At 72.7% G+C, this 14,790-nt stretch carries 17 protein-coding genes; 11 read left to right on the top strand and 6 right to left on the bottom strand.

Features of this window, described 5'->3' with window-relative positions; genetic code table 11:
- Nucleotides 1-11 precede the first annotated feature (11 nt).
- Together AB0J57_RS17440 and AB0J57_RS17435 are read left to right on the top strand one after the other, a co-directional pair.
- Nucleotides 12-299, top strand: a complete 288-nt coding sequence (locus tag AB0J57_RS17440) for a DUF1416 domain-containing protein (RefSeq protein ID WP_064067594.1) — start codon at nt 12-14, stop codon at nt 297-299.
- Between the two features lie 118 nt (nt 300-417).
- On the top strand, nt 418-678 hold the full coding sequence (locus AB0J57_RS17435; protein WP_366129026.1) for a DUF3099 domain-containing protein: 261 nt from the start codon (nt 418-420) through the stop codon (nt 676-678).
- On the opposite strand, the gene AB0J57_RS17430 is transcribed toward AB0J57_RS17435, so the two are convergent.
- Complete coding sequence (locus tag AB0J57_RS17430) at nt 675-1,037, bottom strand: DsrE family protein (protein ID WP_366129024.1); 363 nt, start codon at nt 1,035-1,037, stop codon at nt 675-677. The two genes, AB0J57_RS17435 and AB0J57_RS17430, sit on opposite strands and share 4 nt — an antisense overlap.
- Before the next feature lie 242 nt (nt 1,038-1,279).
- On the opposite strand from AB0J57_RS17430, the gene AB0J57_RS17425 reads away from it, so the two are divergent.
- The 3 genes from AB0J57_RS17425 to AB0J57_RS17415 all read left to right on the top strand — a co-directional run bounded on the left by AB0J57_RS17425 (nt 1,280) and on the right by AB0J57_RS17415 (nt 3,335).
- Complete coding sequence (locus tag AB0J57_RS17425; RefSeq protein ID WP_366129023.1) at nt 1,280-1,852, top strand: FABP family protein; 573 nt, start codon at nt 1,280-1,282, stop codon at nt 1,850-1,852.
- A 69-nt stretch (nt 1,853-1,921) separates the two neighbouring features.
- Entirely contained in the window at nt 1,922-2,359 is a 438-nt protein-coding gene (locus tag AB0J57_RS17420) for a transcriptional repressor (RefSeq protein ID WP_366129022.1), read from the top strand.
- A 10-nt stretch (nt 2,360-2,369) separates the two neighbouring features.
- Entirely contained in the window at nt 2,370-3,335 is a 966-nt protein-coding gene (locus tag AB0J57_RS17415) for a folate-binding protein (RefSeq protein WP_366129021.1), read from the top strand.
- Nucleotides 3,336-3,344: 9 nt separating this feature from the next.
- Here the strand turns inward: AB0J57_RS17415 and dtd are convergent, their stop codons facing one another.
- A complete protein-coding gene (gene dtd, locus AB0J57_RS17410; protein ID WP_366129020.1) occupies nt 3,345-3,770 on the bottom strand; it encodes a D-aminoacyl-tRNA deacylase in 426 nt (141 codons plus the stop codon).
- A 156-nt stretch (nt 3,771-3,926) separates the two neighbouring features.
- Between dtd and AB0J57_RS17405 the strand changes: the two genes are divergently transcribed.
- The 4 genes from AB0J57_RS17405 to AB0J57_RS17390 all read left to right on the top strand — a co-directional run bounded on the left by AB0J57_RS17405 (nt 3,927) and on the right by AB0J57_RS17390 (nt 7,371).
- Complete coding sequence (locus AB0J57_RS17405) at nt 3,927-4,481, top strand: ABC transporter substrate-binding protein (protein WP_366129019.1); 555 nt, start codon at nt 3,927-3,929, stop codon at nt 4,479-4,481.
- Nucleotides 4,482-4,520: 39 nt separating this feature from the next.
- Complete coding sequence (locus tag AB0J57_RS17400) at nt 4,521-5,483, top strand: asparaginase (RefSeq protein ID WP_366129018.1); 963 nt, start codon at nt 4,521-4,523, stop codon at nt 5,481-5,483.
- A 72-nt stretch (nt 5,484-5,555) separates the two neighbouring features.
- Complete coding sequence (locus AB0J57_RS17395; protein ID WP_366129017.1) at nt 5,556-6,803, top strand: GNAT family N-acetyltransferase; 1,248 nt, start codon at nt 5,556-5,558, stop codon at nt 6,801-6,803.
- A gap of 76 nt (nt 6,804-6,879) precedes the next feature.
- Complete coding sequence (locus AB0J57_RS17390; protein ID WP_366129016.1) at nt 6,880-7,371, top strand: hypothetical protein; 492 nt, start codon at nt 6,880-6,882, stop codon at nt 7,369-7,371.
- A 6-nt stretch (nt 7,372-7,377) separates the two neighbouring features.
- Here AB0J57_RS17390 and AB0J57_RS17385 read toward each other — a convergent pair whose 3' ends face one another.
- Nucleotides 7,378-8,352, bottom strand: coding sequence for a zinc-binding dehydrogenase (locus AB0J57_RS17385; RefSeq protein ID WP_366129113.1), 975 nt, complete (start codon nt 8,350-8,352; stop codon nt 7,378-7,380).
- A 111-nt stretch (nt 8,353-8,463) separates the two neighbouring features.
- On the opposite strand from AB0J57_RS17385, the gene AB0J57_RS17380 reads away from it, so the two are divergent.
- Nucleotides 8,464-9,066 carry a TetR family transcriptional regulator gene (locus tag AB0J57_RS17380; RefSeq protein WP_366129015.1) on the top strand — a complete coding sequence of 201 codons (603 nt, stop codon included), beginning with the start codon at nt 8,464-8,466 and terminating at the stop codon, nt 9,064-9,066.
- Nucleotides 9,067-9,170: 104 nt separating this feature from the next.
- Here AB0J57_RS17380 and AB0J57_RS17375 read toward each other — a convergent pair whose 3' ends face one another.
- Both AB0J57_RS17375 and AB0J57_RS17370 read right to left on the bottom strand, forming a co-directional pair.
- A complete protein-coding gene (locus AB0J57_RS17375; protein WP_366129014.1) occupies nt 9,171-10,382 on the bottom strand; it encodes a cytochrome P450 in 1,212 nt (403 codons plus the stop codon).
- Complete coding sequence (locus AB0J57_RS17370) at nt 10,372-11,145, bottom strand: tRNA-dependent cyclodipeptide synthase (protein ID WP_366129013.1); 774 nt, start codon at nt 11,143-11,145, stop codon at nt 10,372-10,374. Before AB0J57_RS17370 ends, AB0J57_RS17375 begins: the two co-directional genes overlap by 11 nt.
- A 210-nt stretch (nt 11,146-11,355) precedes the next feature.
- Between AB0J57_RS17370 and AB0J57_RS17365 the strand changes: the two genes are divergently transcribed.
- Nucleotides 11,356-13,347 (top strand): AAA family ATPase, encoded by a 1,992-nt coding sequence (locus tag AB0J57_RS17365; RefSeq protein ID WP_366129012.1) that lies wholly within the window; start codon nt 11,356-11,358, stop codon nt 13,345-13,347.
- Here AB0J57_RS17365 and AB0J57_RS17360 read toward each other — a convergent pair.
- Nucleotides 13,325-14,758 carry an MFS transporter gene (locus AB0J57_RS17360; protein ID WP_366129011.1) on the bottom strand — a complete coding sequence of 478 codons (1,434 nt, stop codon included), beginning with the start codon at nt 14,756-14,758 and terminating at the stop codon, nt 13,325-13,327. The genes AB0J57_RS17365 and AB0J57_RS17360 overlap by 23 nt on opposite strands.
- Between the last annotated feature and the right edge of the window lie 32 nt (nt 14,759-14,790).

Genomic DNA, 14,790 nt, shown 5'->3' with positions numbered 1-14,790 from the left:
CAGGAGTACCCATGTGTGGAGCACAGGCCGGCGGCCCGGACGCTTCGACGATCAAGCCCGGTGAGACCACCATCCAGGGCCAGGTGACCAAGGACGGCGAGCCCGTCGTCGGTTACGTGCGCCTGCTGGACTCGACCGGCGAGTTCACCGCCGAGGTCCCGACCTCCGCGACCGGCCAGTTCCGCTTCTACGCGGCCGAGGGCACGTGGACCGTCCGCGCCCTCGTCCCGGGCGGCACGGCCGACCGCACGGTCGTCGCCCAGCAGGGCGGCCTGGCCGAGGTCGCCATCGCCGTGTGACGCGACGGCACGCATACCGGCCGAAGGGCCGCACCTCCTGGGGGTTGGACGCTTACCGGGACCGAGGTGCGGCCCTTCGGTCGTACCCCGGCGTACCCCCTCGTCGTACGCTGAAGACATGCTGGCGCGGCGCAGGCGTGTCTACTTCACGATGATGACGGCCTGCCTGGTGCTCTTCGTGGGCGCCTGGGCCGTTGTACGGCTGTGGTCGACGCCCGCCGCCGTCGTGATGTGCTTCGTCGCCATGGTCATCCCCCCGGTCGCGGCGATGATCGCCAACCGGCGGGGCCCGGAGGACCGCTGGTGGGACGACCCGTCCGGCGACCCGCAGTCCGACCAGTGGTGGGACGAGCTCGACGGCAAGAGGCGCCGCGATTAGTACACGAGGGCCTGTGTGCCGTCGGCCATCGACTCGCTGACGAAGACCTGCGCCCCCGCGATCCGCACGCCCTCCAGCACGTCCTTCTCGGTGATCTCCCGCCGCGCCGCGCACTGGGTGCACAGCGTGATCCGGCCGCCCGCCAGGATCGAGTCGAGCAGGTCCGGCAGCGGCGCCGCGTGCGGCAGCTCGAACTCGGCCGCCCGCCCCGGCAGCGCGAACCACGAGGACTCGCCGGTCAGCCAGAGCGACACCTCCACCCCACTGGCCACGGCGACCGCCGCCACCGTGAAGGCCTGGGAGCAGCGTTCGGGGGCGTCGGCCCCTGCGGTCACCTTGATCACGAGCTTCTTCGCCATAGGCCGCACTGTAATGCGCGGCGGGGAACCTCACACGGAGGGCCGCCTCCCCACCCATTACGCTGGGACCTGGCCCCTTTCTTCGCCCACACCGCTCACCGAGGAGCACCCTGTGCTTGAGGCTTTCTTCTCCGCCCTGCTGGTCCTGGTCTGCGTCGGCGTGCTCGGCTTCGCCGTGCTGACCGTGAAGAAGCTGTACCAGGGCCAGCGCTGACCACTCCTACAGATCGACTGAGCTGCTCATGATCGAGATCCCGTCCGACCTGAACCCCGAGCTCGTTCCCCTCGCGTTCCTCCTGGGCACGTGGGAGGGCGCGGGTGTGTCCGACTTCCCCGGTGCCGAGAAGTGCAACTTCGGCCAGTCCGTGACCTTCAGCCACGACGGCCGGGACTTCATCGAGTACACCTCCCGCACCTGGGTGCTGGACGCCGAGGGCAACAAGGTCAAGCCCCTGGAGTCCGAGAGCGGCTACTGGCGCATCGACAAGGAGCGCAAGGTCGAGATCGTGATGGTGCGCGACCAGGGCATCGTCGAGGTCTGGTACGGCGAGCTCGCCGACCAGAAGCCGCAGATCGACCTGGTCACGGACGCCGTCGCCCGCACCGCCGCCTCCGGGCCCTACAGCGGCGGCAAGCGGCTGTACGGCTATGTGAAGGGCGACCTGATGTGGGTCGGCGAGAAGTCGACGCCCGAGGTGCCGCTGCGGCCGTACATGTCGGCCCACCTGAAGAAGGTCGTCACGCCCGAGCAGGTCGAGGCCTGGGCCAAGGACCTCGGCGACCTGCCGGACGACGGCATCGCCTTCTTCAAGTAGGCCTTCTTCAAGCGGGCCGGCTTCACAGAGGCCGGGGAATCGAGGGTCGGTGCTCCTACACTGGACGGCGTGGTGAGCACCGACTGGAAGAGCGATCTGCGGCAGCGCGGCTACCGGCTGACTCCCCAGCGCCAGCTCGTGCTGGAAGCGGTGGACGTGCTGGAGCACGCGACGCCCGACGACATCCTCACCGAGGTCCGCAAGACGGCCTCCGGGGTGAACATCTCCACCGTCTACCGGACCCTGGAGCTCCTGGAGGAGCTGGGGCTGGTCAGCCACGCCCATCTGGGCCACGGCGCGCCGACGTACCACCTCGCCGACCGGCACCACCACCTGCACCTCGTCTGCCGTGACTGCACGAACGTCATCGAGGCGGATGTGGCGGTGGCCGCCGAGTTCACCGGCAAGCTCCGGGAGACCTTCGGCTTCGACACCGACCTGAAGCACTTCGCGATCTTCGGGCGGTGCGAGGACTGCACAGCGAAACGTACGACTAACGGGTCGTAGGCTTGCTGCCATGAAGAGCCCTCTGCTGTCCCTGCCCGGCGCCGTGCCCGCCGAGGGACGCGACGAAGGTGTCGCCGCCCACTACGGCGACCTGTTCCGCGAGCAGCGCGCCCTCGCCGCCGGCACCGGCCTGGTCGACCTGAGCCACCGCGGTGTCGTCACCGTCAGCGGCGCCGACCGGCTCAGTTGGCTGCACCTGCTGCTCACCCAGCACGTCAGCGAACTCCCGGCCGGCCACGCCACCGAAGCGCTGATCCTCTCCGCGCACGGCCACATCGAGCACGTCCTGTACCTGGTCGACGACGGCGAGACCGTCTGGGCGCACGTCGAACCCGGCACGCAGGAAGCGCTGATCGGCTACCTGGAGTCGATGAAGTTCTTTTACCGCGTCGAGGTCGCCGACCGGACGGACGATTTCGCCGTCGTCCACCTCCCGGCCGGGTCCATCGCCGAGGTCCCCGAGGGCGTCGTCGTACGGGAGACCCCGCACGGCCGTGACCTGTTCCTGCCGCGCGCCGACCTGGAGGCGTACGCGCGGGACAACGGGCCGCTCGCCGGGATCTGGGCGTACGAGGCGCTGCGGGTCGAGGCGCACCGGCCCCGGCTGGGCTTCGAGACCGACCACCGCACCATCCCGCACGAGATCGGCCTGATCGGCAGCGCCGTCCACCTCCAGAAGGGCTGCTACCGGGGCCAGGAGACCGTGGCGCGCGTCCACAACCTGGGGAAGCCGCCGCGCCGGATGGTCTTCCTCCACCTCGACGGCAGCGAGGTGCACCTGCCCCCGCACGGCACGCCGGTCAGGCTGAAGGCGGACGGCGAGGAGGGGCGGCAGCTCGGGTTCATCACCACCTCCGTACGCCACCACGAACTCGGGCCCATCGCGCTCGCGCTGGTCAAGCGCAATGTGCCGGTGGACGCGGAGCTGATGGCGGGCAGCACGGCCGCCGCCCAGGAGACGGTCGTCGAACCCTAGGGACCGGCCCTAGATGTCGACGACGATCGTGAACGGGCCGTGGTTCGTGAGCGAGACCCGCATGTCCGCTCCGAACCGGCCCGTCTCCACCGTCGCCCCCAGCTCGCGCAGCCGGGCCACGACCTCGTCGACCAGCGGTTCGGCGACCTCGCCCGGCGCCGCGGCGTTCCAGGTGGGGCGGCGGCCCTTGCGGGCGTCCCCGTAGAGGGTGAACTGCGAAATCACCAGGAGGGGTGCGTTCACGTCCGAACAGGACTTCTCGCCCTCCAGGATCCGCACCGACCACAACTTCCGGGCGAGCTGCGCCGCCTTCTCGGCCGTGTCCTCGTGGGTGACGCCCACGAGCACGCACAAGCCCTCGCCGACGATTTCCCCGACGGTCTCACCGGCGACGACGACCTTGGCCCCGTCGACCCTCTGTACCACTGCACGCATACAGACCAACCTATCCGCGTCCGAACGGGTGCAGGCGCCTGCATTGACACTGGCACAAATGGCACCATGCCTCTCAGGCGGTGCTTTCCGCACCGGTCGAGGGGACGGATTCCTATGAGCACACCTGGCGCCGGGCAGACGCCACATCCCGCACCGATGACATGTGCCGGTGGCAGAGGGGCCCTGCGGCCACCGGCCCAGCGGACCGGTGACCCCGTCCTGCCGGAGGCGCGGCAGCACGACCTGAAGGCCATGCGCCTGCCGGAGCTGCGCGCGCTGCGCCGCGACTCGCACGGCGACGAGGCCGACCTGAGTTACGTACGGAGGCTGCTCCAGGGGCGGATCGACATCCTCCGCGCCGAGCTGGCGCGCCGCGGCGGTGCGCAGGTCCCGGTCGTGGACCGGCTGTCGGAGATCCTCGCCGACACCCCGTCGCGGCACCGGTCCTCGGCCCGCCATGTGACGGTCTCCACGCCGCGCGGCGAGGAGTACCGGCGGCTGGCCGCCGAGATGCTCGCGGAGGTCGAGCTGTCGGACCTGACCGCCCGAACGGACGAAGAGCTGCACGCCGCGATGGGGCGGCTCGCACGCTATGAACAGCAGGTCTCCCGGCGCCGGCAGCAGCTCCAGCGGACCGCCGACGACTGTAGCGCCGAGATCGCCCGCCGGTACCGTGAAGGCGAAGCGCAAGTAGACGATCTGCTCCGCTGACCAGGCGGGAGCGGTCGCCGTCCCGGAAGGTGCGCCGTCATGACCTCCTCCGCCACCGCTGTCATACCCCCGGTCCTCGCCGAAGTCGTCCGTTCCGGATTCGTCGAAGGGCATCACCGCGGGTCGCTGGTGCTGCTGGCCGCCGACGGCACCGTCGAGGTGTCGGCCGGCGACCCGGCGGCGCCGGTCTTCCCCCGCTCGTCCAACAAGCCCATGCAGGCGGCCGCGGTGCTGCGGGCCGGCCCGGACCTGTCGGGGGAGGCGCTGGCGCTGGCCACCGGGAGCCACTCGGGCGAGCCGTTCCACCTCGACCTGGCCCGCAAGATGCTCGCCGATCACGGATTCACCGAGGCCGACCTCCAGACCCCGCCCGACCTGCCGCTGGACCCGGTGGAGGCCGAGGCCTACCTGGCCGCCGGCAAGGTCCGGGAGCGGATCACCATGGACTGTTCGGGCAAGCACGCGGCGATGCTGGCCGCCTGCGCGCTGAACGGCTGGGACCCCGGCTCCTACCTGGACCCGGGGCACCCGCTCCAGCGGCTGGTCCTCGACGAGGTACGGGCGGCGGCCGGCGAGGACGTGCCGGTGGTCGGCACGGACGGGTGCGGCGCGCCGCTGATGGCGATCAGCCTGGTGGGGCTCGCCCGGGCGTTCCGCTCGTACGTGCTGGCGGAGCCGGGGACGCCGCAGCGGCGGGTCGCCGACGCGATGCGCGCGCACCCCGAGTACGTGGCGGGCACGCGGCGCCCGGACACCTGGCTGATGCGGGAGGTGCCGGGGACGCTGTCGAAGGTCGGTGCCGAGGGGGTGCAGGCGGTCGCCCTCGCGGACGGCCGGGCGCTCGCCTTCAAGATCGACGACGGTTCGGCGCGGGCCCGGGGCCCGGTCCTCGCGCGGGCGCTGCGGATGCTGGACGTCGACGCGCCGGTGCTCGACCGCATCGCCGACGTACCGCTGCTGGGCGGCGGGCAGCGGGTGGGCGAGATCCGGGCGGCGTTCTGACCCCCGTGCCGGGTGCGGCGCGGGTGGAAAACCGGGTGCGGCCGCCGGGCGGCGCCGCCTAGCGTGACGCCCATGAGCGTCGACGTCCGCACGGTCACCGCGTCCGAGTTCCCCGACTGGCTGCGCGCCCTGCGCACCGGGTTCCTCAATCCGCCGACCGTGCCGGATGGGGAGGTCGAGCGACGGCTCCCGCACATCGACCTGGCGCGCACGCAGGGCGCGTACGAGGCCGGGCGCTGTGTCGCCACGTTCCGCTCGTTCGCGCAGGAGCTCACCGCCGTGGGCGGCGCCCCGGTGCCCGCGAGCGCGGTGAGCCAGGTGACCGTCTCGCCCACGCACCGGCGCCGCGGCCTGCTCAGCCGGATGATGGGCACCGAGCTGGCGGCGGCCAAGGAGCGGGGCGAGATCGTCTCGACGCTGATCGCCGCCGAGTACCCGATCTACGGGCGGTACGGCTACGGGCCGGCCACCTCGACCACCGAGTGGACCATCGACGTACGGCGCGCCGCCCTCGACCCGCGCTGGTCGGGCCCGGACGACGGCGGCCGCGTCGACCTGATCGACGCGGCCGAGTTCCGCAAGCTCGGCCCCGCCGTGCACGACGGGCTGCGGGCCGTGCGGCACGGTGTGGTCAGCCGCGACCGGCGCGGCTGGGACGTGTTCACGGGCGCAGTCCCGCAGCCGGACGGCGCGCCGTTCACCGAGCCGTTCCACGCCACGTACACCTCGGCCTCCGGCGAGGTGGAGGGGTACGTGGCGTACACGGCGGACGACAGGTGGGACGACGGCAAGCAGCCCATGAACACCGCCACCGTGCGGGATCTGATCGCGTTCACCCCGGCTGCCGAGCGCGCGCTGTGGCGGTTCGTCTGCTCGATCGACTGGATCACCACGGTCAAGAGCGGCTACCGCGCCCCGGACGACCTGCTGCCCCTGCTGCTGCCGGACCCCAGGGCGGCGCGCGTCACGACGCACGCCGACTTCCTGTGGGTGCGGATCGTCGACGTCGTACGGGCCCTGGAGGCGCGTACGTACGCGGGGTCCGGCGCCCTGGTGCTGGAGCTGCACGACGCGGCGGGCCTGGCGGGCGGCCGTTTCCGGCTGGACGCGTCGCCGGAGGGCGCGTCGTGCGCGCCGACCACCGCCTCGCCGGACCTCACCATGGACGTGCGGGAGCTGGGGACGCTGTACCTGGGCGACGAGTCGGTGACGCGGCTCGTGGACCTCGGGCGGGTGGAGGAAGCGGTGCCGGGCGCGGCGGCGGTGGCGGACGTGCTGCTGCGCACCGCGCGCCGGCCGTGGTGCCCGGACGTGTTCTGACCTCCTGCCCCTGTGCGGTTCACCTTCCGTCTGGCACCCTCGTCGTACCCCTGGCCCCCGACCCCTGGCGGCATCTGTGGACCACGACCTCACGGACCTCACCGACGTCATCGACGGCACCCGGCACGTCCTGTTCGGCTTCGACGGCCCGCTGCTGCGTGCCGAGGCGACCGCGTGGCCCACGCCCTACGCCGACCCGCTGGTCCGCACCCTGGCCGCGGTCGGCACGGGCCTCGCCGTGGTCACCGGCACCTCCCCGGCGGCGGTGTCCCGCTACCTCGCGGGGCGGGGCCTGGCCGACTGCTTCGGCCCGCACATCCACGGCCGCGTCGAGGACGCCCTCGCCTCACTGGGCGCGTCGCCCGCCGTGTCCCTGCTGATCGGCGCCACGCCCGCCGACCTCACCGCCGCACGGCAGGCGGGCGTGCCGTTCCTCGGCTACGGCCGCGACGAGCACCACGTCGAGCTGCTGCGCCGGGCGGGGGCGCGGCGGGTGGTGCCGTCGCTGGAGCCGGTGCTCACCGCCGTACGCGCCGCCGCGCAGCGGGCAGCGCGGCTCGGACCGTGATGCGGGTCAGACGGTGATCAGGGCCTTGCCGAGCAGGCTGCGGTCCTCGATCGCCGCGTGGGCGTCCGCCGCCCGCTCCAGGGGGAAGGTCCCGCCGATCACCGGGCGCAGCAGCCCGGCCGCCGCCCGGGCGAGCGCCCGCTCCGCCAGCCGGGCGTGGTCCTCGTCCGAGAGCTGTACGTCGCCGATGCCCAGCAGCCGTACGCCCCGCCGCTCCGCCTCGGCGGCGTCGACCTCGGTGAAGCCGCCGGTCGGCGCCCCGTGCGCGGAGAACCGCCCCCCGTCGGCCACGAGCGCGAAGGCCGCCAGGCCCACCTGACCGCCCACCCCGTCCAGCACCACGTCCGCCCCGGCTACGCCCACCGCCTCGCGGGCGCGCTCCGGCCAGTCGGGGGCGGTCGTGTCGACCACCGCGTCGGCGCCCAGCTCCCGTACGAGCGCTGCCTTGCGCTCGCCGCGCGCGGTGCCGACGACCCGGGCGCCCGCCGCCTTCGCCAACTGGACCAGCACGGTGCCCATGCCGCCGGACGCCCCGACGATCAGCACCGAGTCCCCGGGCTTCGGCTCCGTGGCGTCCAGCAGCGCGGTCGCCGTGACCCCGTCGTGGACGAGGGCCGCGGCGTCCGTGAACGCCAGCCCGTCCGGGATGGGCACCAGCGAGGCGACGTCGGCGACGGCGAGCTCGGCGTACCCGCCGGTGAGGCCGATCGAGGCGACCACGCGGCGCCCCAGCCACCGCGCCCCGTCGACGCCGGCGCCGACGGCCCGTACCGTGCCGGCGATGCCGCCGCCGGGGACGTACGGCGGCTCCAGCGGGAACCACTGGGTGGCCCGGCCGGCCCGCACCTGTGTCTCCAGGAAGATCGTGTCCACCGCCGCGACGTCCACGAGCACCTGGCCCGGTCCCGCGACCGGCTCCGGCACATCGGCCGGGACCAGGACCTCCGGACCGCCGAACGTCTTCGCCTCCATGACGCGCATCGCGCTCACACCCCTCCCGTTTCGCGGGCTGACCCGGTCCGCCCGGGCCCGCGGGGACGAGTCTCAAACATGAAGTTCGGTTGAGGTCAACCGATGCGTAGGCTCATCGGCATGAGCGGGTTGCGCGAACGCAAGAAGCGGCAGACGTACGAGGCGATCTCGGAGGCGGCGATCGCCCTCTTCCTGGAGAAGGGCTTCGACCGGGTGTCGGTCGCCGAGGTCGCCGCGGCCGCCGACGTCTCCAAGCCGACGCTCTTCCGGTACTTCCCGGCCAAGGAGGACCTGGTCCTGCACCGGTTCGCCGACCACCGCGAGGAGGCGGCCCGCGTGGTCCGGGCGCGGCCGGACGGTGTCGGACCGCTCGACGCCCTGCACCGCCACTTCCGCGACGGGCTCGCGCGCCGCGACCCGGTGACCGGGCTGAGCGACGAGCCGGACGTGCTCGCCTTCCACCAACTGCTGTACGGCACGCCCAGCCTGGTCGCACGGCTCTACGCCTACCAGGGCGCGTCCGAGCGGGCGCTGGCCGACGCGCTGGGGGGTGGCGTCCGGGCGCGTCTGGCGGCGGGTCAGATCGTCGCCGTACAGCGGATTCTGGCGGAGCAGAACTGGCGGCGCATCGAGGCGGGTGAGGCCGCCGACGCGGTGGAGGCGGACGCGGTGTCCGCCGCCGACCTTGCCTTCCGGCAGCTCGCGGAGGGGCTCTCGCTGTGAGCGGCCTGAGCGGCCTGAGCGGCCTGTGAGCGGCCCGAACGGTCTTTGAACGGCAGGACCGCCGCTCCCTCCTCCAGGCGAGCGGCGGTCCCGTGGGTGGCCGGCTACCACATCACGGGCAGCCGCTCCGGGATGCGCTTCATGAACCCGGTCCGCCACACCAACTGCTCGATCGGCACCGCGAGCTGGAGCCCGGGCATCCGGTCGAGCAGGGTCTCCAGGGCGATCTCGGCGTGCTTCTTGCCCAGCGCGGTCGCCGGGCAGTAGTGCCGGCCGCCGCCGAAGGAGAGGTGAGCCGTGTTGTTCTCGCGCGTGAGGTCCACGGTGTGCGGGTCGCTGAACACCTCGGGGTCGAAGTTGGCGCCCTCGACCAGCACCAGCACCAGGTCGCCCTTCTTCACCTCCACGTCCCCGAGCGTCACGTCCTCCATGGCCAGGCGGGGCAGGCCGTCGCCGATGGACAGGTTGATCCGCAGCAGCTCGTCCACGGCCGCCGGGATCTTGGTGCGGTCGGCGAGGAGTTCGGCGGTCAGCTCGGGGTGCTGGATGAGCGAGACGAGGGCCATGGTCAGGAAGCCGGCGGTGGAGATGACCCCGGCGCCGAACATGGTCACGCCGACCGTCGCCAGCATCTCGTCCGTGAGGTGCCCGTACTCGGGGTCCTCGCGCAGCGCCGCCAGTTCGGCCATCAGCCCCGTGGTGGCCGGGTCGTCCAGGCGCTCCACCATGTAGGCGATGTCGCGGTCCCAGTTGAGCTTGGCGCCCGCGATGGGGCAGGCCGAGTTCATGAACGCGATGTCCAGGCTGCGCATCAGCTTGGGCGCGTCGGCCTGCGGGATGCCGAGGATGTGGCAGTGCATGGCGGCGGAGTACGGGTCGGCGAACTGCCCGCGCAGGTCCGCCGGCGCGCCCTCGGCCATGAGCGCGTCGACCAGCTCGGCGGCGTTGGCCCGCATCCAGTCGGCGAGGCCGGGAGCCTTGGGGTTGAGCGCCTTGAGCACCGCCTTGCGCAGCCCGGCCCCGGTGATGTTGCCCATGTTGTTGACGACCTCGGGCGGGATCGTCAGCGCGTACTGCCGTGGCACACCCGGCGCCGAGGTGTCCTTGAGGCTGAACCGCTGATCCTCCAGGACCTGCTTGCACAGGGCGTGGGAGGACACCAGCCACGCCTCGTCACCGGCGATGGTCCGCACCCGCTTGACCGGTTCCTTGCGCAATATGTCGATCTCGGCGGGCAGTTGGTCGCCGCGCCAGGAGAACGGGAAGTCGACGATCTCGTCGGGCATGGCTGCGACGGGCATGGTTTCAACGGACATCGGAGGAGTCTCCTTCGGCGGCGTGCCGCGCGGACTGGGCGGGGGTCACGATCGCGTGGCCCTGGTTGCGGGAGGCGCGCAGTCCGGAGCCGCGCGAGTAGAGCAGCTCGGCCATCGGCAGTAGCTGGTGGTAGCAGTTGAGGGATGAGGGGACGCCCAGGATGGCCGGGGTGTCCAGGAACAGCGGGGCCTCGGCGCACACGTACTCCAGGCACACCGCGCGCTGCCGCTCGGTGGCGGTCTTCCCGCCCAGGACCTTGGAGGACAGGAAGGCGTCGATCAGCGCGTCGCAGGTCGCCCGGAACTCCCCGTCCACATCCAGTCGGCGGAGGAGGTGGTCGTGGATGGTCCGGTACGCCGGGTTGTCCTGGAACGCCGACATGGGGTGGGCGCGCAGGCGCCGTCCGTCCGGGTCGACGGCCGCGACGGCATTGGTGACCTTGGCCCGTACGCCGCGCAGGTTCTTCACGGCTTTGCGGCGGGCGTCTTCGGCGGTGTAGCCGGATGCCTCGTACATCTCGGCCACGTGGAGGTCGGTATAGACGAAGTCCACCTGGTCGAAGTGGGCGATGCCCCAGCGCGCCAGGTCGGTGACGCGCTGGGCGGAGAAATAGCTGTTGCCGGGTGACACGCCGATCACGGCGTGGGCGCCCTCGGCGCAGATCACCTGGCAGTGGGCGGTGTAGGGCTGAACGGTGAACAGTCCGGCGGCAGTGTCCGGAGGAGTGAAGGGCTGGATCTCGAAGACGGTCTCAGTCGTCAACTGGAAGGAGTCCTTCGCGTCGCTAGTCCCAATGGAGCCTCGTGCTCCTGGTGTGGCGACGACGCCGAGAAGTTAGCTTCCGAACACGGAGAGTGTCAACGCGAGCCCGATCGTTTCCTCTCCGTACATGTCTTCTTGCGGTGTGTGTAACCTGTCGTTCATCTTGAAACTCGGCCAGAAACATTACTCAGTTACGTTATTCTTGGCGGAATGACGTCACTCGACCATGAACTGAGCAAGGAACGGACCCACCACGACGCCTGCCGCGCGGCCCTGAAGCGCATGGTGGACGGCGCCGCCCACCGCGTCGTCACCGGAGAGGACGTCTCCGCGTCGGGCGCCGACGCCGAAGCCCTCGGCCACCACCTGCGCAGCCGGGCCAAGGAGTTGCGCGAGGAGCCGCGCGGCCCGCTGTTCTTCGGCCGCCTCGACCACGAGGACGGCCGGTGCCACCACATCGGCCGCCGCCGCATCGGCGAACACCCGGCGGTCCCGCCGCTGGTCATCGACTGGCGCGCCCCCGTCGCGCGCCCCTTCTACCAGGCGAGCGCCCGCGACCCGCAGGGCGTGCTGGTGCGGCGGCGGTTCGGCTGGGCGCCGTTCAGCGACGGCGACTCGGCGGACCTGACCGGTCTGGAGGACGAGCACCTGACCGCAGGCGACGCGGGCCCCAGCGCCATCCTCACCGGCGAGATCGAACGCCCCCGCGTCGGACCCATGCGGGACATCGCGGCCACCATCCAGCCCGAGCAGGACGACCTCGTACGGGCCGAGCTGGGCACCTCCGTGTGTGTCCAGGGCGCCCCCGGCACCGGCAAGACCGCCGTGGGCCTGCACCGGGCCGCGTACCTGCTCTACACCCACCCGCAGCGCATCCGGCGCGGCGGGCTGCTGATCCTCGGACCGAACCGCACCTTCCTGTCGTACATCGCCGAAGTCCTGCCCGCGCTCGGCGAGTCGGACGTCCGGCAGGCCACGATCGAGGACGAGATCGACCGGGGCCACCAAGTGCGTGCCGCGGACTCGCCGGAGGCCGAGGCCGTCAAGCACGACGCCCGCATGGCCGGCGTCCTGCACCGCGCCCTGTACGCCCGGGCCGGCGCCCCCACGGAACCGCTGGCCGTGCCCGACGGCTCCTACCGGTGGCGGGTCCCGCTGGACGAACTGGCGCAGATCGTCGCGGACGTACGGGCGGAGGCGCCACCCTACGCGGTGGGGCGCGAGCGGGTGCGCAGCCGGGCGGTGCGCGCGGTCCAGCTCCGGGCCGAGCGGCGGGCGGGGCCCAGGAGTGGGGCGTGGGCGCAGCGGATAGGGCGGGCGCGGGCGGTGACGGCGTTCCTGGACGCGTGCTGGCCCAGGGTCACGCCGGAGGAGGTCCTCGCCGAGGTGCTGGCCGACCCCCGCGACCCGGCGCTCGGCGCCGAAGAGCGTGCGGCGATCCGGTGGGCGAAGCCGCCGCGTTCGTACCGGACCGCCAGGTGGAGCGCGGCCGACCTGGTGCTGCTCGACGAGCTCGCCGGGCTCGTCGAACGCCCCTCGGGCTATGGGCACATCGTGGTCGACGAGGCGCAGGACCTCTCCCCGATGCAGTGCCGTGCCATCGCCCGGCGCGCGGACTTCGGGTCCCTGACCGTGCTCGGCGACCTCGCGCAGGGCACCACCCCGTGGGCCGCCCGCGACTGGGCGGAGCAACTCGCCCACCTGGGCCGCGCGTCGGTCCCCGTGGTCGCCCTGACGACCGGGTTCCGGGCCCCGGCCGGGGTCGTCGCGCTGGCCAACCGGCTGCTGGCCGCGCTGGACGTGGACGTACCGCCCGGAAGGTCACTGCGCCGGGACGGCGAGGTGACGGTCCGTGCGGTACGGGACGTGCGGGAGGCGGTGGTGGGCGCGGTACGGGCGGCGCTGACCCGCGAGGGCTCCATCGGCGTGATCGCCACGGAGGAGGCGGCCGGCGGGCTGCGGGCCGCGCTGGAGGCGGCGGGCCTGGCCGGGCCGCGTGTGACGGTGCTGCCCGCCACGCTGGCCAAGGGCCTGGAGTACGACCACGTCGTGGTGGCCGAGCCCGCCGACATCGTGGCGGCCGAACCGCGCGGCCTGAACCGCCTGTACGTGGTCCTGACCCGCGCGGTCTCCCGCCTCGACGTCCTGCACGCCCGGCCGCTGCCCGCACCGCTGCGGGCTACACCGTCGCGGCAGGCTTGAGCACCTCGCCGGCGGTGCCGGTGCGCGGCCGGCGCAGCACGGTGAACGCGACGGCGAGGGCGGCGACGAGGAGCCCCGTACCGACGGCGAAGGCCAGGCGGTAGCCGCCGGTCAGCGCCTCGGCCTGCCCGCTGCCGCTCGCGAGGAGGGTCTCCGTGCGGGAGGCGGCCAGGGTGGACAGGACGGCGACGCCCAGCGCCATGCCGATCTGCTGGGTGGTGTTGAACAGCCCGGACGCCAGCCCCGCGTCGTCCTCGCCCGCGTCCGACATGCCGAGCGTGGTGAGGGCGGGCAGGGCCAGTCCGAATCCGCCGGCGAGCAGCATCACGGGCAGCAGATCGACGACGTAGTTCGCCTGGACGGGCACACGGGTGAGCAGCCCGAGGACGCCGATCAGCAGGACCAGCCCGGTCAGCAGGACGTTGCGTTCACCGAAGCGGCCGATGAGGCGGGCGGAGACGCCCAGCGACACCGCGCCGATCACGGCGGCGGCCGGGAGCATCGCGAGGCCGGTGGCGGCGGCGCCGTAGCCGAGGACCTTCTGGAGGTGGAGCGCGACGAGGACCTGGAACGAGAACAGCGCGGCCACCATGAGGACCTGGACCAGGTTGGCCCCGGCGACGCTGCGGGAGCGGAGGACGCGCAGCGGCATGAGCGGGCTGGCGGCGGTGGCCTGGCGTACGAGGAAGGCGGCGAGCAGGCCGAGGGCGAGGGCGCCGAGGCCGAGGGTGTGCGCGGAAGTCCAGCCGTACGCCTCGGCCTTGACGACGGTGTAGATGCCGAGCATCAGCCCGCCGGTGACCAGGGCGGCACCGAGGACGTCGGCCCCGGCGGCCAGTCCTCTGCCGCGGTCGGCGGGGAGCACGGGAACCGCGACGGCGAGGGCGGCGACACCGATCGGCAGGTTGATGAAGAAGATCCAGTGCCAGTCCAGGGCGTCGGTCAGCACGCCGCCGAGCACCTGGCCGAGCGAGGCCCCGGCCGCGCCGGTGAAGCTGAACACGGCGATGGCCCTGGCCCGTTCGCGGGGCTCGGTGAACAGCGTGACGAGGATGCCGAGGCTCACGGCGGAGGCCATCGCGCTGCCGGCGCCCTGGAGGAATCGGGCGGCGATCAGCACGGCGGGCGAGCCCGCCACCCCGGCCAGCAGCGAGGCGGCGGTGAACACCCCGGTACCGGCGAGGAACATCCGCTTGCGGCCGATCAGGTCGCCGAGCCGGCCGGCGAGCAGCAGCAGGCTGCCGAAGGCGATCAGGTAGGCGTTGACCACCCAGCTCAGGGCGGCGGGGGAGAAGCCGAGGTCGTTCTGGATGGCCGGCAGGGCGACGGTCACGATGCTGCCGTCGAGGACGGTCATCAGCATTCCGGTGGCGATCACGCCGAGGGCGAGGGTGCGTGGAGCGAGGGACATGGCGGTCTCTCCTGTCGTGGGACGCGAGGCTG

This window comes from Streptomyces sp. NPDC049837, from assembly GCF_040674455.1.
Taxonomy (GTDB): Bacteria; Actinomycetota; Actinomycetes; order Streptomycetales; family Streptomycetaceae; genus Streptomyces.
The sequence above is the reverse complement of the archived record's forward strand: the minus strand, read 5'-3'. Positions and strand labels throughout refer to the sequence as shown.